The organism is Kerstersia gyiorum, assembly GCF_048595715.1.
GTDB classification, from domain to species: Bacteria; Pseudomonadota; Gammaproteobacteria; order Burkholderiales; family Burkholderiaceae_B; genus Kerstersia; species Kerstersia gyiorum.
This window is the reverse complement of the sequence record NZ_CP169556.1, coordinates 3,319,074-3,343,875: the sequence shown is the minus strand read 5'-3', so window position 1 is coordinate 3,343,875 and position 24,802 is coordinate 3,319,074. Positions and strand designations below refer to the sequence as shown.

20 protein-coding genes are annotated in these 24,802 nt (G+C 63.7%); 8 read left to right on the top strand and 12 right to left on the bottom strand.

Going from position 1 to position 24,802, the window contains the following annotated elements; translation table 11 throughout:
- Window positions 1-5: 5 nt before the first annotated feature.
- The 4 genes from mutY to ACEW7X_RS14610 all read right to left on the bottom strand — a co-directional run bounded on the left by mutY (window position 6) and on the right by ACEW7X_RS14610 (window position 5,096).
- Complete coding sequence (mutY, locus tag ACEW7X_RS14625; RefSeq protein WP_339138903.1) at window positions 6-1,073, bottom strand: A/G-specific adenine glycosylase; 1,068 nt, start codon at window positions 1,071-1,073, stop codon at window positions 6-8.
- Window positions 1,074-1,133: 60 nt separating this feature from the next.
- Complete coding sequence (locus tag ACEW7X_RS14620) at window positions 1,134-3,266, bottom strand: PhoX family phosphatase (protein ID WP_339138904.1); 2,133 nt, start codon at window positions 3,264-3,266, stop codon at window positions 1,134-1,136.
- A 244-nt stretch (window positions 3,267-3,510) separates the two neighbouring features.
- Window positions 3,511-4,419, bottom strand: a complete 909-nt coding sequence (locus tag ACEW7X_RS14615) for a cell division protein FtsX (protein ID WP_420177365.1) — start codon at window positions 4,417-4,419, stop codon at window positions 3,511-3,513.
- Entirely contained in the window at window positions 4,416-5,096 is a 681-nt protein-coding gene (locus ACEW7X_RS14610; protein WP_253099840.1) for a cell division ATP-binding protein FtsE, read from the bottom strand. The genes ACEW7X_RS14615 and ACEW7X_RS14610 overlap by 4 nt, the downstream gene beginning before the upstream one ends.
- Window positions 5,097-5,709: 613 nt before the next feature.
- On the opposite strand from ACEW7X_RS14610, the gene ACEW7X_RS14605 reads away from it, so the two are divergent.
- The 7 genes from ACEW7X_RS14605 to ACEW7X_RS14575 all read left to right on the top strand — a co-directional run bounded on the left by ACEW7X_RS14605 (window position 5,710) and on the right by ACEW7X_RS14575 (window position 13,555).
- Complete coding sequence (locus ACEW7X_RS14605) at window positions 5,710-6,267, top strand: GbsR/MarR family transcriptional regulator (protein ID WP_068367245.1); 558 nt, start codon at window positions 5,710-5,712, stop codon at window positions 6,265-6,267.
- A gap of 101 nt (window positions 6,268-6,368) precedes the next feature.
- A complete protein-coding gene (locus ACEW7X_RS14600; RefSeq protein ID WP_068367243.1) occupies window positions 6,369-7,961 on the top strand; it encodes a cytochrome ubiquinol oxidase subunit I in 1,593 nt (530 codons plus the stop codon).
- Window positions 7,962-7,976: 15 nt separating this feature from the next.
- The gene (gene cydB / locus ACEW7X_RS14595; protein WP_253099837.1) at window positions 7,977-9,131 is read left to right on the top strand and encodes a cytochrome d ubiquinol oxidase subunit II; all 1,155 of its coding nucleotides are present in this window, start codon (window positions 7,977-7,979) and stop codon (window positions 9,129-9,131) included.
- Window positions 9,132-9,143: 12 nt separating this feature from the next.
- Window positions 9,144-9,284, top strand: coding sequence for a cytochrome bd-I oxidase subunit CydX (gene cydX, locus ACEW7X_RS14590; RefSeq protein WP_068367239.1), 141 nt, complete (start codon window positions 9,144-9,146; stop codon window positions 9,282-9,284).
- Window positions 9,285-9,286: 2 nt separating this feature from the next.
- Window positions 9,287-11,116: a thiol reductant ABC exporter subunit CydD gene (gene cydD, locus ACEW7X_RS14585; RefSeq protein ID WP_257740079.1), complete on the top strand. Its 1,830-nt coding sequence runs from the start codon at window positions 9,287-9,289 to the stop codon at window positions 11,114-11,116.
- Window positions 11,113-12,798, top strand: coding sequence for a thiol reductant ABC exporter subunit CydC (cydC, locus tag ACEW7X_RS14580; RefSeq protein WP_134838854.1), 1,686 nt, complete (start codon window positions 11,113-11,115; stop codon window positions 12,796-12,798). Before cydD ends, cydC begins: the two co-directional genes overlap by 4 nt.
- A gap of 205 nt (window positions 12,799-13,003) precedes the next feature.
- Window positions 13,004-13,555 carry an adenine phosphoribosyltransferase gene (locus ACEW7X_RS14575; RefSeq protein ID WP_068367235.1) on the top strand — a complete coding sequence of 184 codons (552 nt, stop codon included), beginning with the start codon at window positions 13,004-13,006 and terminating at the stop codon, window positions 13,553-13,555.
- Window positions 13,556-13,623: 68 nt separating this feature from the next.
- On the opposite strand, the gene ACEW7X_RS14570 is transcribed toward ACEW7X_RS14575, so the two are convergent.
- The 6 genes from ACEW7X_RS14570 to ACEW7X_RS14545 all read right to left on the bottom strand — a co-directional run bounded on the left by ACEW7X_RS14570 (window position 13,624) and on the right by ACEW7X_RS14545 (window position 19,161).
- Window positions 13,624-14,598, bottom strand: a complete 975-nt coding sequence (locus ACEW7X_RS14570) for a LysR family transcriptional regulator (protein WP_068367233.1) — start codon at window positions 14,596-14,598, stop codon at window positions 13,624-13,626.
- A gap of 32 nt (window positions 14,599-14,630) precedes the next feature.
- Window positions 14,631-15,767, bottom strand: coding sequence for a glutamate 5-kinase (proB, locus tag ACEW7X_RS14565; RefSeq protein ID WP_068367232.1), 1,137 nt, complete (start codon window positions 15,765-15,767; stop codon window positions 14,631-14,633).
- 89 nt (window positions 15,768-15,856) lie between these two features.
- Window positions 15,857-17,020 carry a GTPase ObgE gene (gene obgE / locus ACEW7X_RS14560; protein WP_068367230.1) on the bottom strand — a complete coding sequence of 388 codons (1,164 nt, stop codon included), beginning with the start codon at window positions 17,018-17,020 and terminating at the stop codon, window positions 15,857-15,859.
- Window positions 17,021-17,183: 163 nt separating this feature from the next.
- Window positions 17,184-17,444: a 50S ribosomal protein L27 gene (rpmA, locus tag ACEW7X_RS14555; RefSeq protein WP_068367228.1), complete on the bottom strand. Its 261-nt coding sequence runs from the start codon at window positions 17,442-17,444 to the stop codon at window positions 17,184-17,186.
- Between the two features lie 99 nt (window positions 17,445-17,543).
- Complete coding sequence (gene rplU, locus ACEW7X_RS14550; protein ID WP_068367227.1) at window positions 17,544-17,855, bottom strand: 50S ribosomal protein L21; 312 nt, start codon at window positions 17,853-17,855, stop codon at window positions 17,544-17,546.
- Between the two features lie 310 nt (window positions 17,856-18,165).
- Complete coding sequence (locus tag ACEW7X_RS14545) at window positions 18,166-19,161, bottom strand: hypothetical protein (protein WP_130486517.1); 996 nt, start codon at window positions 19,159-19,161, stop codon at window positions 18,166-18,168.
- Window positions 19,162-19,724: 563 nt separating this feature from the next.
- Here ACEW7X_RS14545 and ACEW7X_RS14540 point away from each other — a divergent pair.
- A complete protein-coding gene (locus tag ACEW7X_RS14540) occupies window positions 19,725-22,034 on the top strand; it encodes a TonB-dependent siderophore receptor (RefSeq protein WP_420177364.1) in 2,310 nt (769 codons plus the stop codon).
- 71 nt (window positions 22,035-22,105) lie between these two features.
- Here the strand turns inward: ACEW7X_RS14540 and ACEW7X_RS14535 are convergent, their stop codons facing one another.
- Together ACEW7X_RS14535 and ACEW7X_RS14530 are read right to left on the bottom strand one after the other, a co-directional pair.
- Window positions 22,106-23,770 carry an ABC transporter permease gene (locus ACEW7X_RS14535; protein WP_253595160.1) on the bottom strand — a complete coding sequence of 555 codons (1,665 nt, stop codon included), beginning with the start codon at window positions 23,768-23,770 and terminating at the stop codon, window positions 22,106-22,108.
- Window positions 23,771-23,825: 55 nt separating this feature from the next.
- A complete protein-coding gene (locus ACEW7X_RS14530) occupies window positions 23,826-24,770 on the bottom strand; it encodes an ABC transporter substrate-binding protein (RefSeq protein WP_253595369.1) in 945 nt (314 codons plus the stop codon).
- Between the last annotated feature and the right edge of the window lie 32 nt (window positions 24,771-24,802).

Here is a 24,802-nt window from a genome sequence, read left to right as displayed (position 1 = left end):
ATGCGTCAGGCGGGCAACAGGCTGGGGGTATTGCCGTAAAGGCCCAGCAATAGTTTCTCGACCGGGCGCGGCAGCGCCAGCTGTTCCAGCGTGCTGATATCGAACCAGCGGCAATCGGCAGGCGCGTCGCAGGGCTGCGCCAATTCGGCCAGGCAGGGTTGCGCCAGCAGCCGGTAATGGGTGAAGACATGTGAAAAGGGTGCCAGCGTGACGAAGTCGGCCGGCACGGCGCCGCACAGGGCTTGCAGGGCATGTACCGGGGCTTCGCCGCTGCCGAATTCAGGCAGGCTCCACAGGCCGCCCCAGATGCCGCGCTGCGGCCGCTGCTGCAGAAGCAAGCGATCACCGCAACGAATAAGCAGCATGGACGTGCTTTTCTCGGGAATGGCCTTGCGCGCCTTGGGGGTGGGCAGCTCCAGCTGGCGCCCGGTTTTCAGGGCGACGCAGCCGCTTGCCAGCGGACATTGGCTACAGGAGGGCGTGCCGCGCGTACAGACGGTGGCGCCGAGATCCATCAGCCCCTGGGTGTAGGCCGGCATGCCGGCATCATGCATGCCGGTGCCCGGCAGTGCGGCATCGGCAAGGTCCCAGAGCCGCTTTTCCGTTTCGCGTTTCGACGGGTCGCCATCAATACCGAAATAGCGGGCAAAGACGCGCTTGACGTTGCCGTCGAGGATGGCGGCACGGCGGTCCCAGGAAAAGGCAGCAATCGCTGCTGCGGTTGAACGCCCGATGCCTGGAAGGGTTTCGATATCGGCAGGGTTCCGGGGGAATTGCCCATTCCATTCGGCTGCAATGGTTTGCGCGCAGCGATGCAGGTTGCGCGCCCGGGCGTAGTAGCCCAGCCCCGCCCAATAGGGCATCACTTCTTCCTGGTCGGCGGCGGCAAGCGCAGCAATATCGGGAAAGCGGGAGAGAAAACGCACGTAGTAGCCCAGGACAGTACTGACCTGGGTTTGCTGCAGCATGATTTCGGAGAGCCAGACCCGGTACGGGTCGCGGGTCTGCTGCCAGGGCAGGCCGTGGCGGCCGGCCCTGGCCTGCCATTCGATGATACGGGGCGCGATATCCATGGCAGGGATTATCGCACCGGCCCGGGCTGGCTGGATACTGCTGCCAGCCCGGACTCCCGCTCAGGCCTGGGCCTGGGCTTCGGGGAAGGTGCCGACCAGGCCACCGTCCTTGCGCCAGATCACCACTGTCGCGGGGCGCGGGCGCGTGGCCTTGGCGCCGTCCGGCCAGGTGGAAATGGCGGTGGGAGCGGCTTGCGACTCGGCAACGCCAGCGCCTTCGCCGGGGTGCTGGATATTGATGAACAGATACTTCATGTCCGGCGTCCAGGTCACGCCTGTGACCTCGCAGCCCTTGGGGCCGACCATGAAGCGGCGGATTTCCTTGGAGACCGGGTCGGCCACCAGCATTTGGTTGTTGCCCTGGCCTTCGTAGTCGCCGCTATTGTCATAGCTGCCATCGGTCTGGATCCACAGCAGGCCGCGTGGGTCGAATGCCAGGCCGTCCGGGCTGTTGAAGGTGTTGTCCTTGGTAATGTTGGCCGAACCGGCGCGCAGATCACCTTCCGGGTAGACATTGGGGTTGCCGGCCAGTACGAAAATGTCCCATTCGAAGCTCAGGTTGGCGGGGTCGCCGCCGGCTTCGCGCCAGCGCACGATCTGGCCGTACTTGTTGCCGTCGCGCGGATTGGCGTCGTTGGCTTCCGGGTGCAGCGGGCCGCCCGGATAGCGTTCCTTGCCATTGCCGCGCGAGCTGTTGTTGGTCAGCGTGACATAGGCCTCGCGGGTGTCGGGGTGCACAGCCACCCACTCGGGTCGGTCCATGGGGGTGGCGCCTACGGCGTCGGCGGCCTGGCGCGTCTTGATCAGCAGCTCACCCATGTCGTTATTGAACAGGTCGCCCAGGCGTTTGCCGTCGAGTGTCGGGGTGTCCAGCGTCAGCGGGATCCAGCGGCCCACACCGGCGAAGTCGCCGCTGGTGTCGCCGTTGTCGAAGATCGCCACGTACAGCGTGCCTTCGTGCAGCAGCCGGTGGTTCAGTTCCGGCGTGGCGGGGTCGTACTTGCCGCTGGAGACGAACTTGTAGATGTATTCGCTGACCTGGTCATCGCCCATATAGACGACGACGCGCTTGTCGTCCGCCAGGGTGATGGCGGCGTTTTCATGCTTGAAGCGGCCCAGCGCGGTCAGTTTCTTGGGAGCGGAAGAGGGGTCGAAGGGGTTGATTTCCACCACCCAGCCGAAGCGGTTGGCTTCGTTGGGTTCTTCGCTCCAATCGAAGCGCGAATCATGTGTGTCCCATTTGTAGGAGCTGCTGGAGGTCTTGCCACTGCCCTTGTAGCGCTGCAGGTGGGATTTCTGTTCTTCATCGACGTAATCGACGGCGTTGGCGTCCTTGTTGCCCACGCCGAAGTAGTCGGTGAAGTTTTCCTCACAGGTCAGGTAGGTGTTCCAGAACGTATGGCCGTTGCCGCAGTTGCCGTAGGTGCCGTAGGCGTAGCGGCCTTCCGGGTCGGCGTTGGTCTTGGCCAGACGGCTGCCGGCGGCGGGGCCGACCAGCTGCATCAGCGTGGTGGCATTGACACTGCGGTTGTAGCGCGAATCCAGCACCATTTCCCAGTTGCCCTGGCCATTGAGGCGGATGTGCTTGACCGAGGCGCCCTGGGCATGTTGCGATTTGCGCACCCAGTCCAGGTTCCAGCCAGCCTTGCCTGGCTCTATGCCTTTGGGGAAGAAGAAGTGCGGGGTGATGTATTCGTGGTTGGTGACCAGCAGGCCTTCCGTACTGCTACCCGAAATGCTGTTGCTGCCGTCGATCGGGAAGAAGTGCATGCCATCATGGTTGTAGCCGATCTGCAGTGACTGCGCGGTGCCGCCGTCGCTGGCATCACCCTTGAATATGGGCGAGTAGACGTGCAGGGGATCGCCCCAGCGCGTGATGACGGCGCTGGCGTAGCCGTCCGGCAGGGTGATGGCGTCGGCGGTGTTGTGGGGAATGCCCTTGAACGCCTTGATTTGTTCGGCATCCAGCTTGGGCAGGGTCGAGCCGTCCGTGTCGCCGCCGCCATGATTGTCGTCGTCTTTGTCGCTGCTGCTGCCACAGGCTGCCAGGGTGCTGCCGAAAAAGCCGACGGCACCCATGCCCAGGCCGGTTTTCAGGAAGCCACGGCGAGCTTGGGCGATGCTGACTACCTCGTTGAATGAGCGGGCTTTGGAAGGGTTGGACGGGATATCGTCGAGATCGAGTTCGTTCATTCGGAAATCATCCTTGGCGTGCGGGTGGAGAACAGCGGCAAGTGAAATGCCGCGCAGGCCGCATGATGCGTGTCCGATATGACTCGTCAGTGACGAAGCGTTATCTGATTGTCATGTCTAGCAATGAGAATGATTTGTTTATTTGATTGGGTGGGCAGCGTCAGGCGGGGCCGAGTGCGACTGCCGCAGGGTGACAGGCTGCGGAAGGTGGGCGGCGGGCCGGAGCCGGGCCGCCGCCGGCGCTTCAGAACCGGGTGCTGCGGGTGACCGACCAGCGTGCCGCTAGGGCGCATAGCGCGGCGGTGATGACGATGGCCGGCAGAAGATCCGCCACGGCGGGCAGCTGCAGGGTAATGGTGGTGTTGTAGCTTTGCGCCAGGCGCGTCAAGGCGCCGTTCATCGGGCGCAGGGCAAACACGGCGAAGACGATTGCCAGCAGCGAAGCCAGCAGGCCGCTCAGTGCACCCTGGTACAGGAACGGTCGGCGCACGAAGGATTCCGTGGCGCCGACCAGCCTGGCCACGGCGATTTCCTCGCGCTGGGTCAGGGCCTGCATGCGAACGGTATTGAACACGGTGGCTAGCACTACCAGGCCAACGGCGATGGCCAGCAGCAGCAGGGCGATGCGGGCAGTGCTGGCCAGGGCCTCCAGTCGTTGCATCCAGTCGCTGTCGAGCTGGACGCGGTCCACGCCAGGCCAGGACTGCCACTGCTGGGCCAGCTGCGTGGCCGTTTCGGTGGCCTGCGGGCCAGCGGCAAAGGTGACCGTGATGGCATCCGGCAAGGGGTTGTCGGGCAGTACCGCCAGCGCATCGCGCCAGCCAGGGGTACGCTGCAGTGCAGCCAGTGCATTTTCCTTGGGCACCAGCCGTGCAGACTGGATCTCGGCACCGTTTTCACTGCGCACGCGTTCCAGCGTTTTGGTGCTGGCATCGCGTGGCGTGCCTACCTGCATGAAGACAGTGACTTCCGGTGTGACGGAAAGATCTCGGGTAACTGGTCGGGCAGCGTCGAGGATGGCCGCGCCCAGCAAGGGCAGGCACAGTGCCAGCGCCATGATGCACAGATTGGCCAGCGACGAGAAAGGCTGGCGCGCCAGCCGCTGCAAGGCGATGCTCAGGGCGTAGCGGTGTTGTCGCAGCAGGCTTTTCATGGGCGGGCCTCCATGCGGCCGGCGTCGCGGAAGCGTCCCCCGGCTTCCAGTACCAGCTTGCGGCTGGCATAGTGCGCCATCAGGGCTTCGTCATGGGAGGCGATCAGCAGGGTCACGCCGACACGATTGAAATCCCGGAAGACGTTCATGATGCGGCGCGCATTGTCCTGGTCGAGGTTGGCAGTGGGTTCGTCGGCGATCAGGATGGCGGGCCGGTTGACGATGGCGCGCGCAATGGCCAGGCGTTGCTGCTCGCCACCGGACAGTGCGATGGGATTGAGCATTTCCTTGTTGGACAGGCCGACTTTCTCCATGGCAGCGCGGGCCCGTGCGGCGGCCTGCGTGCGCGGCAGCCCCATGACAGCCAGCGGCAGCATGACGTTTTCGAAGGCGCTGCGGTCGTACAGCAAGTGGGTGTCCTGCAGGATCACTCCGACGGCGCGGCGCAGGTAGGGGCGCGCGCGGGCCGGCAATGATTGCAACTGCTGTCCGCTGACGATGATGCGCCCGCGGCTGGCGTCTTCCAGTCCGCCCACCAGTTTCAGCAGTGTCGATTTGCCCGCGCCGGACGGGCCGGACACAAAGACGAATTCACCCGCCGTGACGTGAAAGCTGACGTCGGCCAGGATATTGGCGCCTTGTCCGTAGGATTTGAATACGTGCTGGAATTCGATCATGTCATGCCTGGTGCAGGCGGACGCGTAATAAAGCGGACGCAGGGTTGATTAATGATTCTACTCACAGCCGCGCCAGAGTTAAAGGTGCGCCGCAGGAGGGCAGGCTGCGCCGGAAGGGGGCGGACAGTGCGGTTCGGACTGCCCGGCGGCCGCTGGCGTGCAATGGCCTGCCGAGCGATTTGCCTGGCGGCCTTGCAGGTCCTTGAAATGATGGGGAATCCACGCAGCGCCGGGTGATTGCCAATATGTCCGTATCGGGCCGTGCAGGCCATCAGGGTGAAATTTGATATGGAACAAATGGTATCAGCGCAGCCGTTCGTATGATGCCACTGTTGCCGGAATGCCGCGTCCGGGAAACGAGTTGCGCCGCCAGTGCTTCGCGGCCCGTCAGCCGTATGCCGGTGCTGTTCCCGTTGCGGTCTTGCGGTCTGTTGTCTGCCTGGAATCCTTGTTCCATGGAACGGCCTGGTGGCAAAGAATTGTTGCAACCGCACATCGCTGCCCTGGCGTCTTGATGTGAGTCAAGGCTCAGGTTTGCGTTCCATGATTGAATGTTCGATAATTTCAGTAAATACAGAAATCAGTGTAACAAGAGATTAAAAAGGACCTCCGTATGCAGGAGCTCAGCCCGCAGATTCAACGCTTCATTCTCCATTTTGGTGAGATGGGCAGCCGCTGGGGGGTCAACCGCACCGTCGGCCAGATTTACGCATTGCTGTTCCTGGCGCCCGACCCGTTGTGCGCGGACGACATTGGTGATGCGCTGGGTTTTTCCCGTTCCAACGTCAGCATGGGCTTGAAAGAGCTGCAGTCCTGGCGGCTGGTGAAACTGGTGCACAAAGTAGGAGACAGGCGCGATTTCTTCGAGTCGCCCAAGGATGTCTGGGAAATTTTCCGCATCCTGGTGGAGGAAAAGCGCAAACGCGAAATTGATCCGACCATGTCATTGCTGCGCGATGCTTTGCTGGAACCGCCTGCGGACGGCAAAGAAGCCTACGCGCAGCAGCGCATGACGGAAATGCTGGAACTGATCGAACTGTCTACCGGCTGGTTCGATGAGGTCCACCGGCTGCCGCCGGAAACTCTTGAGAGCCTGATGCGCCTGGGAAGCCGGGTGCAGAAGGTTCTCGGCCTTGCCGGAAAACTGAGTGGAAAAGCACGCGCGAGTTGACATCATGCACACCCTTTTAATTACGGCTGCCCCGCAGGCGACCCGGACCCGGGCCTCGGCAGCTACCTGTAGCCGGGCCCGCATGCAAGAAGAGGCCGGCCATGTTTGAATTCGACGTCGTAGGTCTGTCGCGCCTGCAGTTCGCCGCGACGGCGCTTTTCCACTTCATCTTTGTGCCATTGACGCTCGGGCTGTCGTTCCTGCTCGCCATCATGGAAACGATCTACTTCGTTTCCGGCAAGGATATCTGGCGTCGCATGACTCTGTTCTGGGGCACGCTGTTCGGTATCAACTTCGCCATTGGCGTCGGCACCGGCGTGGTCATGGAATTCCAGTTCGGCATGAACTGGTCCTACTACAGCCACTACGTGGGCGATATCTTCGGGGCGCCGCTGGCGATCGAAGGTCTGATGGCATTCTTCCTTGAAGCGACCTTCATCGGCCTGTTCTTCTTCGGCTGGAACCGCATGTCGAAGCGCGCCCACTTGATCGTGACCTGGCTGGTCGCGCTGGGCACGAACTTCTCCGCATTGTGGATTCTGGTGGCCAACGGCTGGATGCAGTATCCGGTGGGCGCCATCTTCAATCCCGACACCATGCGCATGGAGATGACCAGCTTCGTCGAGGTCATCCTCAATCCGGTGGCACAGGCCAAGTTCCTGCACACGGTCATTGCCGGCTACATCACCGGTTCCATGTTCCTCGTGGCCGTCAGCGCCTGGTATCTGCTGCGCCGCCGCAACGTCGACCTGGCCAAACGTTCCATCCTGGTCGGTTCGGCCTTCGGCATGCTGGTGTCGCTGGGTTCCATCACGCTGGGCGACGAAAGCGGCTATCTGATCGGCGAACACCAGCAAATGAAGATTGCTGCGCTGGAAGCCATGTGGGAAACCGAACCCGCGCCTGCGCCCTTCAATGTGATTGCCATCCCCAACCAGGCGGAAATGAAGAACGACTTCGCCATTCAGATTCCCTGGGTCATGGGCCTGATCGGCACGCGTTCGTTCACCGAAGTCATGCCTGGCATCCATGAGCTGATCGAGCGCGCCGAAGGCCGCGTGGCAGAGGGCATCAAGGCCTACTCCGCGCTGGAAGCCGTGCGTGCCAATCCTGCTGATATCGAAGCCAAGACCTACTTCACCGAGAACTGGCGCAACCTGGGCTATGGCCTGTTGCTGAAGAAGTACCGCGACGACATCGCCAACGCCACGCCTGAAGAAGTCGCCATGGCTGCCCGCGATACCCTGCCGGATGTCTGGCCGCTGTTCTACGGCTTCCGCATCATGGTTGCGCTGGGCTTCTACTTCCTGATCTTCTTCTCGATCATGTTCTGGCTGAGCGTGAAGAACCGGGTTGGCGCCATGACGCCGGGCCGCCTGAAGTTCCTGATGTGGAACATCTTCACCCCCTGGGTGGCGATTGAGTGCGGCTGGTTCGTGGCCGAGTATGGCCGCCAGCCCTGGGTGATCGACGGCATCCTGCCGACCGCCTACGCCGCCTCGGCGCTGAGCGTGACGCAGCTGTCCATCAGCCTGGCGATCTACGTGACGCTGTATGTAACGCTGTTCATCATTGGCACCAAGGTCATGTTGCACGCGATCCGCAAGGGCCCGGATTACTACGCGCCCGTCATCGCCAACAGCAAGCCTGACACGGCAGCCGGACGGGGCGTCAAGCCCGCGGTCCAGCATTGAACTCGGAGCACGGAAATGGAAAACTCCCTGATACTGCTTGACTATCCAACCCTGCGTGTCATCTGGTGGCTGCTGCTGGGCATCCTGCTGATCGGCTTCACCATCATGGACGGCTTCGACCTCGGGGTGGCATCGCTGCTGCCCGTCATCGGCCGCACTGACGAAGAGCGCCGCATCATGATCAACCTGGTCGGCCCGGTATGGGAAGGCAACCAGGTATGGCTGATCACCGGGGGCGGCGCGATCTTCGCCGCCTGGCCGGCGCTGTATGCAGCCTCGTTCTCGGGGCTGTATCTGGCCATGATGCTGTTGCTGCTGGCGCTGATCACGCGTCCGGCCGGCTTCAAGTACCGCAGCAAGTTCGAAAACACCAAGTGGCGCAATACCTGGGACGGCGTGTTGACGTTCTCGGGCGTCGTGGCACCGGTAGTGTTCGGCGTCGCCTTCGGCAACGTCATCCTGGGCCTGCCGTTTGCCATCGAACCCAATACCCTGCGTCCGCTGTACCACGGCAGCTTCTTCGCGCTGTTCTCGCCGTTCGCACTGATGTGCGGTGTGCTCAGCCTGATGATGCACGTTACCCATGGCGCCACGCTGCTGGCCTGGCGTACCGTGGACCCGGTGGCCTCGCGTGCCCGCAAGCTGGGCATCTGGACCGGCGTGCTGGTGGCCGTGCTGTTCGTGGTTGGCGGCTTCTGGGTGGCTAACATGGATGGCCATATCGTGACCTCCGCGCTGAGCGTCGACGGCCCGTCCAACCCTGCCGGCAAGACGGTGGCGCTGGAGCAAGGCGCCTGGCTGCAGAACTTCGAAACCTGGCCCCTGATGTGGATTGCTCCTGTGGTGGGTGTGGCGGCTGCGCTACTGGCCAGCCTGCTGCTGGTGGTGCGTCGTCCGATGCTGGCCTTCCTGTCGTCGTGCGCCAGTATTGCCGGTATCATCCTGACTGTCGGCTTTGCGCTGTTCCCCTTCCTGCTGCCTTCGTCCGTGCAACCGGGCATCGGCCTGACGGTCTGGGATGCATCGTCCAGCCATCTGACGCTGTGGGTCATGCTGATCGCCACGATTATTTTCCTGCCCATGGTGCTGGCCTACACGTCCTACGTGTACCGTGTCATGCGTGGCAAGGTGTCGGCAGCGACGCTGTCCGAAACCACCAATACCTATTAAAGGAGTCTGTCCATGTGGTATCTCACCTGGTTACTCGGATTGGCGCTGGCATGCGCGTTTACAGTCGGTTGCGGCCTCTGGTACGAAGTGCACCAGAAGGACCTGGATGGCGCCGACCCCGGCGGCGTCGGACCTGCCGTCAAGCGTAGCTGAACATGGCGGGCGTCGAGCACGATCCTTCGGCAGTCCTGCTGAAGCTGCCGCGCGAGCAATCGAGCTGGCTTTCGGGCTTGGCGCGCCAAGCCCGCGGCGCCCTCGGGCTGGCAGTGGCTGCGCCACTGCTTGCCGGGGCGCTGTTGGTTTTCCAGGCCTGGCTGTTGGCCAGCGTGCTGGACAAGGCGATAGTCCAGGGGGCGGGGCGTGAAGCCCTGTTGCCGGGCATCGCTGCCATCGCCGCGTTGATTGTCGTGCGCGCCATCCTGACATGGGTCGGTGAGCGCGCCGGCATACGCGCTGCAGAACGCATCAAGGTACTGGTACGCCAGTCCCTGTTTGCCGATATGTTGTCCCGTGGTCCGCAATGGACGCGCGGGCAGGCTTCAGGCTCGCTGGCCAGCGTGATGGTCGAGCAGGTCGAGGCCTTTGACGGCTTTTTCTCCCGTTATCTGCCGACCATGGTGTCGGGAACCTTCCTGCCGGTGGCTTTTGCCATCGTCGTGCTGCCGGTCGATTACGTCGCCGGACTGCTGCTGTTGCTGACTGCGCCGCTGATCCCCGTGTTCATGGCTCTGGTGGGCTGGGGCGCGGAAGCCGCGAGCCGCCGTCACCTGGAAGCATTCGCACGCCTGTCCGGCTTCTTCGCCGACCGCCTGCGCGGCCTGTCCACCCTGAAGCTGTATGGCAGGGCGCGCGCGGAGGCCGAAGCGGTACAGGAAGCCAGCGAAACCCTGCGTGGCAAGACCATGTCGGTGCTGCGCATTGCGTTCCTTTCGTCCGCCACGCTGGAGTTCTTCGCTGCGCTGGGCGTGGCGGGCGTGGCGCTTTATGTCGGCCTGACCTATCTGGGTTTCGTGACAATCCGCTCGGATATCCTGACCCTGCAGGCTGGCATGTTCTGCCTGCTGATGGCGCCGGAAGTCTATAACCCGCTGCGCCAGTTTGCCGCGCATTACCATGACCGTGCCGCTGCGCGTGCGGCAGTGGCGGAAATCGCGGCCATCTATGAAAACCTGCCGGCTGTCAGCGCGGACAGCGCCGCCACGCCGGGGGCCGGCCAGGGTGGTGTGCCTGATCCGGCTTCCGGCCAGCCAGCCCAGGGGGCGGCCGGCCTGATCATGCGGCAACTGGAGGTCCGTGCGCCGGGCCGTGAAGCGCCGTTGCTGCAGGGCTGTGACCTGAGCGTAGCCCCGGGGGAACGCATTGCCCTGATGGGCGACAGCGGCATTGGCAAATCCTCGCTGCTGGAAACACTGGCCGGGCTGCGTCCGGCTGCGGCAGGCGACATTCTGCTGGATGGCCAGATGCTGGCGCAATGGCAGCCAGCGGCGCTGCGCCGCCGCATCGCCCTGATCGGCCAGCATCCCTACCTGCACCAGGACAGCATTGCCGGCAACCTGCGCCTGGCTGCGCCCCAGGCCAGCCACAGCGAACTGCTGGCGGCGGCGGCCCAGGCCGGCATGGACGATTTCCTGGCGGAGCTGCCCCAAGGGCTGGATACCCGCCTGGGCCAGCGCGGCTATGGCCTGTCGGGCGGCCAGGCACAGCGCGTGGCCCTGGCCCGCCTGTTCCTGCGCGATCCCGGCCTGATCCTGCTGGATGAGCCCACCGCGCACCTGGATGGCGTCACCCGTGACCGGGTCATGGATGCCATCCTGGCGTTTGCTCGCGGCCGCACCTTGTTGGTTGCCACGCACGATATCGACGTCGCCCGGCGTCTGGACCGCATCTGGCGGTTCGGCACTGACGGCCGTCTGCAGGAAGTCTCGCCGGAGGCGCTGGCATCCCTGCAGGGCGAGATGACGGAATCCCTGGAGGTGCGCTCATGAAGTCCCTGTGGCGCCTGCTTAGTCCCATGTATCGCCAGCGCCGCGACGGCCTGCTGGTGGCGCTGTTGCTGACCATCGTCGCGCTGCTTGCCGGCGTCGGCCTGTTGGGTGTGTCCGGTTGGTTCCTCACTGGCGCCGCCCTGGCGGGCGCTGGCGCGGCGTTCAATCTGTTCGCGCCCTCGGCGCTGGTGCGAGGCTTTTCCTTTATCCGCATTCTGGCGCGCTATGGCGAACGGCTGACCGGCCACGACGCGACGCTCAAATTACTGGCGGACCTGCGCGGCAACATCTTTCGCCGCCTGCTGAAGCTGGACCCGGCGCAACTGGCGCGCTATCGCGATGGCGACCTGGTGGCGCGTCTGACCGGCGACGTCGACGCGCTGGATACCGTCTATCTGTTTGCAATCGCGCCCATCATCACCGCCTTGTGCGTGGGCGGCATCCTGGTTGCCGTTCTCGGCGCCTGGGTGCCTGCGGCTGCGCTGGTGCTGCTGGCCGGCATTCTGCTTGCCACGCTGGTGGTGCCGGCTTGGCTGGCGCGCAGTGCCAGGCGTCCGGGCGCCGTCGTGCAACAGACCTCAGCCGCGTTGCGGGATGGCGTGCTGGAAGCCGTGCAGGCGCACGCCGACCTGCTGGCGCTGGATGCCGCTGAAGAGGCGCGCAAGGCCTTTGCCGCCAATTGCCTGGAGGCGGCCGTGGCGCGTGAGCGCCAGGCTGCCATTGGCTCGGCGGGCCAGCTGGTGTTGCAGGCCGTGGCCGGACTATGCGTTGTGGCAGTGCTTTATTTTGGTATCGAACCCCTGCGAGCCGGTACGGTAAGCGGCCCGGTGTTGGCCGGTATGGTGCTGGCCGTACTGGGCGTGTTCGAGGTCATTGGCCCCATCATGCGCGGGGCCTCGCGCCTGGGCGCTGCCGCCGCTGCCGCGCGCCGCATCGAGGCGCTGGCGGAAGAGCCGCCACAGATCGTCGACCCCGCTCATCCGGTGGCCTTGCCGCAACAGGGCGAGGTTGTCTTCGACAAGGTATTTTATGCCTATGGCAAGGCCGGCGACGAACGTGGTGGCGACGTCCTGCGCGGGCTGGACTTGCGCCTGAGGCCTGGCGAATTGGTGGCGGTGGTTGGCGCCAGCGGCGCCGGGAAATCGACCTTGCTGAGCTTGCTGCTGCGCCTGGCCGACCCGCGCCAGGGCACCGTGAGTTTTGGCGGCGTGGCGCTGAGCGATACCCGTCAGGAAGAGGTGCACGCCAGGGTGGCCTTGCTGTCGCAGAACGAACCGGTATTCCTGGGCACCATACGCAGCAATCTGCAGATCGGTGCGCCAGAGGCGGACGATGACACGCTGTGGCGTGCGCTGGACGATGCGCGGCTGGGCGATTTCGTGCGTACGCTGCCCGATGGCCTGGATACCTGGACGGGTGAAACTGGCCGTACCCTTTCGGCAGGGCAGGCACGCCGGTTGTGCCTGGCGCGTGCTTTGCTTTCGCCCGCACAGGTGCTGGCGCTGGATGAACCGACGCAGGGCCTGGACGCCGAAGCCGAACGCGCCTTCCTGTCGGACCTGGCCAGCGCGGCCAGGGGGCGAGCCGTGCTGCTCGTGACCCATGCGCGCCTGCCCGAAGGCGCGGCAGACCGTGTCCTGGAGCTGCGCGATGGTGTCCTGCTTCCGCTGATGCCGCGCTGATCTTGCCGGACGGCCAGCCTGCAGGTGGCCGCCGGCAAGATCAGCTTGAACACTCCCGACTGCCGGCAGCCATGCTACCGGCATCCCTGCGGCCTGCGCACCACTGTTGCTAAGTGGTACGGCGCCGGTAGTCATGTCATGTCCAGAGGGTTATAGTGGCGCAGTCCTGAGTTTTTCTATCAGTTTTTCCTTTTGTGACAGCAACATGCAAACCGATCTTGAGATCCTGATTCGTCGGACGATACGCAGCGTGCCGAACTGGCCCAAACCCGGCGTGACGTTCAGGGATATCACGCCGGTCCTGCAGGATCCGCGCACCTTTCGTATCCTGATCGACCTCTTCGTATACCGCTACATGCGCCAGCGTCTGGATCTGGTGGCAGGGGTGGATGCGCGTGGCTTTATCGTGGGCAGCGTGCTGGCCTATGAACTGAATCTGGGTTTCGTGCCGGTGCGCAAGAAAGGCAAGCTGCCTTTCGAAACACTGTCGGAAGACTATTCGCTGGAATACGGCAATGCCACTGTCGAAATCCACGCAGATGCGGTCAAGACAGGGCAGCGCGTGTTGCTGGTGGACGACCTGATCGCCACGGGCGGCACCATGCTGGCTGCGATCAAGCTGCTGCAACGCATGGGCGCGAACGTGGTCGAAGCCGCTGGCATCATCGACCTGCCGGAGTTGGGCGGTTCGCGTTCCATTGCCGGGACCGGTACGCCGCTCTATACGGTCTGTTCGTTCAACGAAGATTCGGTCTGACGAAGTTCAGTCTGACCAAGACCGGGCACGCGTTGTGCGTGCCCTTGTCCTGAGGCAGCAGCGCCGTGCTACAAGAAGAAGATATCCGATACCGAGCGCTTGCTGCCCGGTGCATCGTTGCCATCTGGGTTCAGTGCCTGTTGCAGGAAGGTGAGGAACGCCTTGGTTTTGGCGGGCAGTACCCGGGAAGGCAGCAGCGCGTAGAGCGGCAGTTTGTCCATTTCCCAGTCCGGCAGGATGCGCACCAGATGCTTGGCCTCCAGGCGCTGTGACAGGTTCAGGTGTGGCAGTTGCAACACCGGCAGGCGCGTGATGCCCAGGCCGCATTCGGCCAGGCGCAGCAGCATCGCGATATTGTTGACGGCGATGGGGCCGTGCACTTCCACCTGTTCCTGCTCCTCCCCGCGTGACAGGTGCCAGACGGCCTTGTCGGGGTTCTGGTCGGGCCGCAGGCACACATGCTTGCTGAGGTCGGACGGATGGCGCGGATAGCCATGGCGGGCCAGGTATTCCGCTGACGCGTAGAGCTGGTGCGGCATCGAATGGATGTGATGCAGAACCAGGTCGGAGTCAGGCTGCGGGCCCATGCGCAGGATCAGGTCATAGGGATTGCTGATGCTGTCGACCGAGACGATGTTCATGTCGAACTCGAATTCCAGGCGCGGATAGGCCTGACGCAGCGAGGGCAGCAGGTCGGGTAGCAGCAGCGTTCCCAGGCTGACCGGCATGGAAATATGCAGCAGGCCTTGGGGTTGCGACAGCTGGCCGAGGATCTGCTCATGCGCGATGCGCGCTTCGTCGATCAGGTAGCGGCAGCGCTGGTAATACAGGTCGCCGGCTTCGGTCAGCTCGATGCGGCGCGTGCTGCGGTTGAGCAGCTTCAGGCCCAGGACCTTTTCCAACTCGGTAATGCGGCGCGACAGCGTGGATGTCGGGATGCCCAGGGCCTCGCCGGCGCGGGAAAAGCTTTTGCGCCGGGCGACCTCGACGAACAGCGCGATGTCATTGAGCGGGATGTTCGGCAGGTCGGCAGGGCGTTCCATATCTTTCTGGGAGACCGGTGCGTCAGAAAATCCTAATTGACGAGCACCATGTTGTCGCGGTGTATCAATTCGGGTGAAGTGGCTTCTTCTCCCAGGATATCAGCAATGCGGGAGGACGGCTGGCGCAGCAGGCGCCGCGCGTCGGAGGCATTGTAGTTGACCAGGCCGCGAGCGATTTCGCGGCCGGACTCATCGACGCAGGCCACTGCATCGCCACGTTCGAACTCGCCTTGCGCGCGGATGACGCCGATGGGCAGCAGGCTTTTGCCTTCCTGCTCGACGGCGCGGGCGGCGCCGCGGTCCAGCACCAGCCGGCCGCGCAGGCGCAGGTGGTCGGCCAGCCATTGCTTGCGTGATGACAGCGACTGCGCGCTGGCATGCAGTTCAGTGCCTATGCATTCCCCGCTGGCCAGGCGGATCAGTACGTCGTTTTCCCGGCCGGAAGCAATCAAGGTATGGGCGCCGCTATGGGCGGCGCGTTTGGCCGCCAGGATTTTGGTCAGCATGCCGCCGGTGCCGACGTTGCTGCCCGCGCCGCCGGCCATGGCCTCGAGCTCGGGTGAACCGGCTTCCGCATGGGAAATGAAGCGTGCATCGGGGTTCTTGCGCGGGTCGGCGGAATACAGGCCGCGCTGGTCCGTCAGGATGATCAGCGCATCCGCGTCGATCAGGTGGGTCACGAGCGCGCCCAGCGTATCGTTGTCGCCCACGCGGATTTCATCGGTCACGACGGTGTCGTTTTCGTTGATGATGGGAACGACGCCCAGGCGCAGCAGCTCGAACAGGGTGGAGCGTGCATTCAGGTAACGGGTGCGGTCCGCCAGGTCTTCGTGGGTCAGCAGAATCTGCGCGGTCCGCAGCCCATGGCGGGCAAATGCGGCTTCATAGGCCTGGGCCAGGCCCATCTGGCCCACAGCCGCCGCTGCTTGCAGTTCATGCATGACTTTGGGACGCTGCAGCCAGCCCAGCCGTGCCAGGCCTTCCGCAATGGCGCCGCTGGACACCAGCACCACCTGCTTGCCGGCAGCATGCAGCGCGGCGATCTGGCGGGCCCAATTGCCCAGCGCGGTCAGGTCGAGGCCGCGGCCTTCGTTGGTGACCAGTGACGAACCCACCTTGACCACCAGGCGGTCGGCGGAGGCAATAACGGAAACAGGAGCGGAAGCCATGGAAGCAGCAGCGCAACAGCGTAGAAGATGGATGGCGGAAAACCCCGGCGTGTATTCACAGGCCGGGGAGGGCAAGCAATGATTATGACTTATCGTGGCGTGGCCGGGGGCTCGTCAGTGCTGGCGCTGTCGTCGGCGGGCGACGGCGTGTCGGACAGCTGGCGGGCTTCGTCAAAGCGCGGGTCGGATTCGACATAGGTGCCTTCCGCACGGGCCTGGGCTTCGTCAGCCTCGCGGCGCGTCTGGTCGACGTAGTCCTGCAGTGCCCACAGCAGTGCCTGCACGCCATCGCCAGTCAGCGCGGAAATGCCGTAGACCGGGCCTTCCCAACCCAGCTCGCGCACGAACGCGTCGCGCAGCGCATCCGGGTCGGCATGCATGTCCAGCTTGTTGAGCACCAGCCAGCGCGGCTTGGCATACAGTTCGGGGTCGTAGCGGCGCAGTTCTTCCACGATGGCGCGGGCGTCGGCCACGGCCTGGGGCAGCGGGTCGATGTCCGGATCGGGGGAGGACACATCCACCAGATGCAGCAGCACGCGCGTGCGGGCCAGGTGACGCAGGAAGCGGTGGCCCAGGCCGGCGCCTTCCGAAGCCCCTTCGATCAGGCCGGGAATATCGGCCACGACGAAGCTGCGCGATTCAGAGGTGCGCACGACCCCCAGATTGGGGTGCAGCGTGGTGAACGGGTAATCCGCGATCTTCGGGCGGGCGTTGGAAACGCGCGTAATGAAGGTGGATTTACCGGCATTGGGCAGGCCCAGCAGGCCGACGTCGGCCAGCACCTTCAGTTCCAGGCGCAGGCGGCGTTGTTCGCCTTCCTTGCCATAGGTGAACTGGCGCGGTGCGCGGTTCACGCTGGACTTGAAGTGCAGGTTGCCCAGGCCGCCCTGGCCGCCTTCGGCCAGCGTGACGCGCTTGTCATGGTGGTCCAGGTCGAAGAGCTGTTCACCAGTATCGGCATCGTAGAACACCGTGCCGACCGGCACGCGCAGCACGATGTCTGGCGCAGCGGCGCCATACTGGTCGGAGCCACGGCCGTTCTCGCCGTTCTTGGCGCGGTGCAGGCGGCTGTAGCGGTAATCTATCAGTGTATTGATATTGCGGTCGGCGATGGCATAAATGCTGCCGCCGCGTCCCCCATCGCCGCCGTTGGGGCCGCCGAAGGGGATGAATTTTTCACGGCGGAAACTGGCCACGCCGTTGCCGCCTTTGCCGGCGATGACCTCAATGGTCGCTTCATCTACGAATTTCATGATTGCGGGGCCTTGGAGAGGCGATAGTGGGGAAAATTCCCAGAGAAGAAATGCAAAGTCCCCGCCAGCGACGAGCGCTGCGCAGGGACCGGGCCCGTGGCTGGCACGGGAAGCGCCGGCGGTTCACACCGCCAGGCGCCGGCATCCGTCGATGCGTCGTGGCTTATTCAGCCGCGACGATGGAGACGGTAGCCTTGTTCAGCTTGCCCTTGACGCCGAATTCGACAACGCCGTCGGCCAGTGCGAACAGGGTGTGATCCTTGCCCAGGCCCACGTTGACGCCCGGGTGGAAGCGGGTGCCGCGCTGGCGCACGATGATGGCGCCGGCGGAGATGGCTTGACCGCCATAAACCTTGACGCCAAGTCGTTTAGCTTCTGAGTCGCGGCCGTTGCGAGTTGAGCCGCCGCCCTTTTTCTGTGCCATGTCTGGCTCCTGATATTCAAATTCCCGCCGCAAGCGCCTGGCTGCGCCGGGAATGGGTTGCTTGCAAGAAACGTGACCTTACCGGAGAGCCTGTATGGCTCAGGCGGAGATCGTCTCGATGCGGATCTCGGTGTAGTTCTGGCGATGGCCTTGATGCTTCTGGTAGTGCTTGCGGCGACGCAGCTTGAAGATCTTGACCTTGTCGTGACGACCGTGCGCAAGAACCGTTGCCTTGACCACTGCACCAGCGACGACCGGCGTGCCAACCTTCAGCGACTCGCCTTCGCCCACGGACAGAACTTGATCCAGGGTGATTTCTTGCCCGATGTCTGCAGGTATCTGTTCTACCTTGAGTTTTTCGCCAGCAGCAACACGATATTGCTTGCCGCCGGTTTTTATGACCGCGTACATGGGATGAACCTCGTAAAAATGGAACGACAGAATGTCGAACTCCCGATTATATCTTGCTAATTGTTTGATCGTCAAAGGGAAAGTCGGGAAAGCCCTGGGTCGGCGAGTGTGGATGCAGGTATGGAAGCGGCATCTCGCGTACTTTCCGTGGAAAGCAGCGGGGTATGACTGTGTTCATCCCTTGCCTCGGCAAGGAGGTGTTGTCGCATCCACGCGACGGCAGGTATCCTGCCAGGCACAATGGGGCAGGGCCAGGAGGATGCCGTCTGGCGTGTCTATCGGGCGCTGCGCTCCAGGCCGGCTGGCATGGCTAATGCCAGACATGTTCCAGCGTCTGGGCTTCCAGCAGACGTTGGGCCCAGCGGTGCAGGCGGGTCTGGTCGGCTTGTTGCAGGCGCGCCAGGTCTGCGTCAGACAATGGGCCGAAGCGTGTTTCCAGTAGGGCACGCAACAAACCCGCCATGCCTTCGTTGCGTCCTTGTTTCAGTCCTTGCTGCAACCCTTTGCGGATGCCGATGCGTTCGACGCTGCTGATGTAAGCCATGTTTCGTTCTTCCTCGAAGCTTGCCAGGGATTGCCAGAAATCATCGTCCAGCTCGGGCGGCAGGGCCAGGATGCCGTCGATGAACAGGAACAGTTGGCGGATGCGCCGGGCCTGCCAGCCATATTGGTACAGCTGGCGCACCAACTGCTTTTTTTCTTTCAGCAGCGTCTGCGGCGTCGAACGCCTGGCGGCGGCGAGTTCGGCAAGGACGACGAGGGCAAACGGGTTGTCTGGCGCCAGCGCCAGCAGTGCCTGCTCTCGCCCGGCCCAGTCCTGCAAATGTACCACCGGTACCCGGTAGCTCAGACTCAGAAAATCCTGACCTTCCTGGGCGTAACCCTGCGGCGCGTAGTGATAGTGCAGGTAGGACGTTTGCCGCGGGCTACGGGTGACGATGGCAAATTGCAGGATGAGGCTATCGGGGAATGTCTCCTGAAGCCGGGCGAAGTAGGTGTACATGCGCCGGGCAAAGTGGCTGGCCAGGCGTTGTTGGATTTCCAGGTGCAGCAGCATCAGCGCGGGAGCGCCGCTACGCAGGCGGACACGCACGAGTTTGTCCAGGTAGCGGCGGTAGCGACGGCGGCCAGGAGCCAGGGCGCGCAATTCCTTGTCAAGGAAGTCCGGCGGGCAGGACCAGTCGATAGCCGCATGCAGGCGCGGCCAGAAAAGGGCAACGCACGGAGCCAGCAGGGCTTCGAGGGCGTCTTTCCAGTGTCCATCGAAATCGGTGGCTTGGGTATCGTCTGCCGACATGACGGGCATGGCTGTTTCATGGCCGTATGGCGTCTCGGGAGCCCGTAGCATCAGGTTGGGAAAAGGTAGCACCTGGTAGCGCAAGAGCGGCCGTCGTGGCGGGGTTGCCTGTGCCGGATGGTGGTCTGTCGAGTGAGCAGGCGGCAGCTCGGGCAGCGCTTGCCGGAGGGGCGAAGTGCACGAGGGGAAGAGGGGGGGCATGGCTGAGATCATGCGCTCTCCTGGCTGGACGAACAGGCATAGCCTACGCCCGGGCGCGGATGAGTGGCGTCATGGCGGGCTCAAAAGAGCACACCCTCAGACCTGCACCGGCCCGTTGTTTCTCCTGATCCCTGGCCAGCGGCGGACGGCTTGGCCAAATTGCGCCAGCTCGCGGCGGCGGGCAGGATACCGTGGGCATGCTGGATTTTCGGCCCGGTGGGAGGCGCCGTACCCCTGGAGGGCCAAGGGTATTCAGCAGGCTCGGAGTGACAGGGCAGCCATCAAATGATAGCTATAATTGTTCTCGATTTTGTTTGGTGCGGGCCGTGCGGGCAGGCGCTGGATTTCCTTTTTTTGCTCACGAGATAGCTATGTCTGCGGGTCGCTGCTTTTCAATCTATGGTGCCAGGGTGTTGCTTGGCGGTTTGCTGGGTGGTCTGGCGGGAAGTGCTTGGGCGCAATCGGCGGCAGTGCAAAATCCGGCCCCAGCACCGCTTCCGGCCTTGGCCGTCCGTGCCCTGGAGGCCGTCGAAGTGCTGGGCACGGCAGAGGAAACGCTCAAGCAGGCGCCGGGGGTATCCATCATCACCGCCGAGGATATCGCCGAGAACCCGCCCAGCAATGACCTGGCGGATATCATCCGCCGCCAGCCAGGCGTCAATCTGACCGGCAACTCCACCAGCGGCCAGCGCGGCAATAGCCGCCAGATCGACATCCGTGGCATGGGGCCGGAAAACACGCTCATTCTGATCGACGGCAGGCCCGTCAGCAGCCGCACCTCGGTGCGCTATGGCTGGCGTGGCGAACGCGACACGCGCGGCGACACCAATTGGGTGCCGGTCGATGCCGTCGAACGCATTGAAGTGCTCCGCGGCCCGGCCGCAGCGCGCTATGGCAATGGGGCGGCAGGCGGTGTGGTGAACATCATTACCAAGGGCATCCCGGAAACCCTGCAAGGTTCGCTGACGCTGTACGCCAACCAGCCGGAAGCCTCCAAGGACGGCGACACGCGCCGGGCCAGCTTCGGCTTGGCCGGGCCGATTTCCGAGACCCTGGGCTTTCGCCTGAACGGCAACATCGCCAAGACCGATTCCGATGCCTGGGATATCAACCGTGGCCATGCGTCCACGCGTACCGGTTTCCATGAAAATACCTTCCCGGCCGGGCGCGAAGGCGTGCGCAACCGCGACGCCGCTGGCCGCCTGACCTGGAAACCGGTGCAGGGCCACACCATCGAGTTCGATGCGGCCTTCAGCCGCCAGGGCAATATCTATACCGGCGACACGCAGAACACCAACAACTACATGCATGGCAACCCGACCCTGGAAGACCTGACCAAGCTGGTCGAGGAAAACCTGGGGGCGGAAACCAATATCCTGTACCGCGAGACCTATGCGCTGACGCATCGGGGCGATTACGATTTCGGCACCTCGCACGTCTACGCGCAGTATGAAAAAACGCGCAACAAGCGCCTGAAGGAAGGTCTGGCCGGAGGTACCGAAGGCTTGTTCTCTTCTGGTGAATTCGGCCAGGCCGTGCTGCGCGCCTATAGCCTGCATGGCGAAACCAGCCTGCCGGGGCATGTGCTCGGCCGCCAGCAGGTACTCACCCTGGGGATGGAATGGGTACGTAACGAACTGGACGACGCCAACTCCATGACGCAGGGCTTCATGGGTGGCGCCCAGGTGCCCGGTGCTGTGTCCATGGGGCGCGCCAGCAAGACGGCAGCCAATACGTTCTCAGTGTTTGCCGAGGACAATATCGAATTGACGGCGGACACCATCCTAACGCCGGGTGTGCGCTACGACCATCACAGCGTGACGGGCAGCAACTGGAGCCCGTCGCTGAACCTGTCGCACCTGATCACCGATCGCTTCACCATCAAGGCTGGCATCGCACGCGCCTACAAGACGCCGAACCTGTACCAGACCAATGACAATTATCTGCTCTACAGCAATGGTAATGGGTGCTGGGGCGCCGGCGGCCCCTGCTATCTGCAGGGCAATCCCGACCTGAAGGCGGAAACCAGCGTCAACAAGGAACTGGGGGTGGAGTACCAGGGCGATGCCCTGCAGGCCGGGCTGACCTACTTCCGCAACGATTACCGCGACAAGATCGAAGCAGGCATGGTGCCCGCAGGTGGCACGCAGGGAACGTCGGCGAACATCTTCCGCTGGGAAAATGTGCCCAAGGCGGTAGTCGAGGGCCTGGAAGGCAATTTGGGCTACACCTTCACGCCGTCCGTATCGCTGAGCAACAACTTTACCGTCATGTTGACGAGCAAGAACAAAACCACGGGCGAAGTGTTGTCCGTCATTCCGAAGTACACCTTGAATTCACGCCTGGACTGGCGCGTGAGTAACAGCCTGGGGCTTAATGCCACGCTGACCTGGTACGGCAAGCAAAAGCCCAAGAAATACGATTACCACGGCAAGCCGCTGACGGGCGAAGCCACGGAGTCGCTGTCGCCCTATGCGCTGTTTGGCCTGGGGGCGAACTATCGCGTGTCGCGCCATCTGTCCGTGACGGCGGGCGTCAGCAACCTGTTTGACAAGCGCCTGTACCGGCGCGGCAATGCCGTTACGGTGAATTCCCCGGTGGGTAATCTCACGGGCGCCGGGGCGGCCACGTATAACGAACCCGGGCGGGCATACTACCTGTCGGTAACGTCTTCGTTCTGATGCCTTGAGCACGGCCAAAGCGCCAGCCTCGGCCTTCAGGCCGAGGCTGGCGAGGCATTCCCCAGACGGGCTCAGCCTGGGCCGGCGGTTTGCCTGCCTTGCAGGCGCATGCCCAGCAGCATCAGGCTCAGGCTGATCGCAGCAGCCACCACAGCCATGGCCATGCCTTGGCCGATGGTGCCCTGTTCAAACTGACGCCAGACGAAGATGGATACGGTCTGCACCCCGGCGGGAGCCAGCAGCAAGGAGGTCACCAGTTCTCGCGATGCCACGGCGAACACCATCAGCATGGCCGCCACCAGACTGGGCAGCGCCAGCGGCAGCGTGACATGCCGCAAACTGCGCATGACCCCGGCGCCGTGCACGCGTGCGGCGGCTTCCAGGCTGGCGTCTATCTGTGCCAGGGCCGCAGACACATAGCGCACGGGGTAGGGCAGCAGCAGGCAGGTGTAGGACAGCAGCAGAATCACCCAGGTGCCGTAGGGCGTGACTGGCCAGAAGGATTGGTTCCAGGCCAGGATCAGGCCGACACCGACCACCACGCCAGGCAGTGAAGCGGGCAGCAGTGACAGCGCGTCTATCCAGCCGGCGGCGCGTATGCGCTGGCCGTGCACGCACCAGGCCGAGGCAAAACCGACCAGGCCTGCCAGCAGAGCCGTGCCGACTGCCAGCGACAGGCTGGTGGACAAGGCTTGCAGTGGTTCTCCGCCTTGCTCCAGCAGGGCGCTGAAGTGGTCCAGGCTGAAGTTTTGCAGGCTGAGCCCGCCGGATAGCGTGCGTGTCAGCGCAGAGGCCAGCATGGAAGCAATGGGCACGGCGACCGCCAGCAAACTGATCAGCGTGAACAGCAGCAGCACTGGCACGCGCCATGGCCCGAGCTCGCGGCGCGCGGATTCCACCGGTTTGCCGTTGGTCGTTTCGAAACGCCGGCCCGCCAGCATGGCGCGCTGCAAAGCGTAGGCCAGCAGCGCCAGGGAAACCAGCAGCAGCGCCAGCATGGCCGCGCCCGACAAGTCTATGGGCCAGTCCGACAGGCGCCTTTCGATGGCAGTGGTCAGCACCAGAAAACCTGCCTGGCTGCCCAAGGCCGCCGGGACACCGTATTCCTCGATGGCCAGCGTGAACGTCAGCAGCATGCAGGCGGCCAGCGCGGGTAGCGCCAGCGGCAGCGTGATGCGGAAGAATGCGCGCCAGGGCGTGGCGCCACAGACGCGGCCGACATCGGCCAGTCGGCCGCCCGCTGCCGCGAGGCTGCGGGACACCGCGAAATACACCACTGGAAACGTGCCCAGCGCCATGATGAGGATGATCCCCGTTGGCGAAAACAGCAGGGCGCCCAGATGCAGGCCAGTCAGTTGCATGAGATAGCCGCCGGGCTGTAGTGCCATCATCCAGGATAGCGCGGCAATATAGGGCGGCAGCAGGAAAGGCACGAGGAACAGCAGGTCCCAGAGGCGCGCACAGGGCAGGCGGAACAGGCCGCGCAGCGCACCCAGCGGCGCACCGATCAGCGTGCTGGCCAGCATGACGCCCAGCCCCAGGCGCAGGGTGTTGCCCAGCAATGGCGCGACGTTTTCCTGGCCCAGCACCGGCAGGATATTGCTGAACGCACCGTGCAGGGAAGCTTCGCCCAGATGTGGAAATATCGCCTGCAGAACGATAAAACAGATAGGCAATGCCACCAGCACGGCCAGGGCCGCGAGAGTGAGCATTGCCAGCATGGACATGCCGCGCATGATCTCTCCAGTTCCGGCGCGGCCAGCGGCCGCTGCCGGAGACGACAATCAGAAATCAGCGTTGGCCGAACAGGGTGCTGAAGCGTTGCAGCACATCGGCGCGCAAGGTGCTCGAGCCGCCGTCAGCGGCAGCGGGCAGCAGCGTCAGCTCCTGGAACAGCGGGCGGCTGGCGGCCACATCCTGACGGGCCGGCATGAGCCAGGCCTCGGCCACGGCAGCCTGGCCTTCCGGCGATAGCACGTAGTCGATGAACTGGCGCGCAGCTTCGGGGCGCTTGCTTTCCTTCAGGATCATCATCGGGCGCGGCGCGATCACCGTACCGCTGGCGGGGAAAATCACCTTGATGGATTCGCCCTTGGTGATGCCGGCATAGGACACGTAATCCACGCCGCCGAACACGGCGGCCTTGGCGCCTTGCAGCACCGGCGTGAGCGCCTGGGCGTTGGGGCCGGAGACGGTCATGCCGTTATTGCGCAGCGAAGCCAGCAGCTCCCAGGCCTGGTCGCCACGGGCGGCGTACAGGCCCAGGATCAGATCCAGCGTGGCGCCGGACAGGGCCGGGTCAGGCATGGTGACCAGATCCTTGTACTCCGGTGTGGCCAGATCACTCCAATCCTTGGGTTCGGGCTTGCCGCTCTGGGTATTCCAGACAATGCCCAGCGCCGAAATGCCTTGAGCCACGTAGTAGGGCGTCTTGAAGGTGGCGGGTACTTCCGCGGCGTTCGGGCTTTCATAGGCCTGCAGCCAGCCACGTTGTTCCAGGTCTTGGGCAGTATCCCAAGAAGCGGAAATCAGTACGTCGGCACGCGGGTTGGCGGCTTCGGCCTCCAGTCGTGCCATGACCTTGCCGGTTGTTGCCTGGAAAACATCGACCTTGATGCCGCTTTGCTGCTCGAAGCCGGCAGCAAGTTTCTTGATCAGGCTGCCGGGCCCGGCGGTATAGACCGTCAGGCTGCGTTCGCCTTGCTGGGCGTGGGCCGTCGAAACAAATGCGGGCATGAGGGAAAGGGCCAGGATAGGCAGTAGCAAAC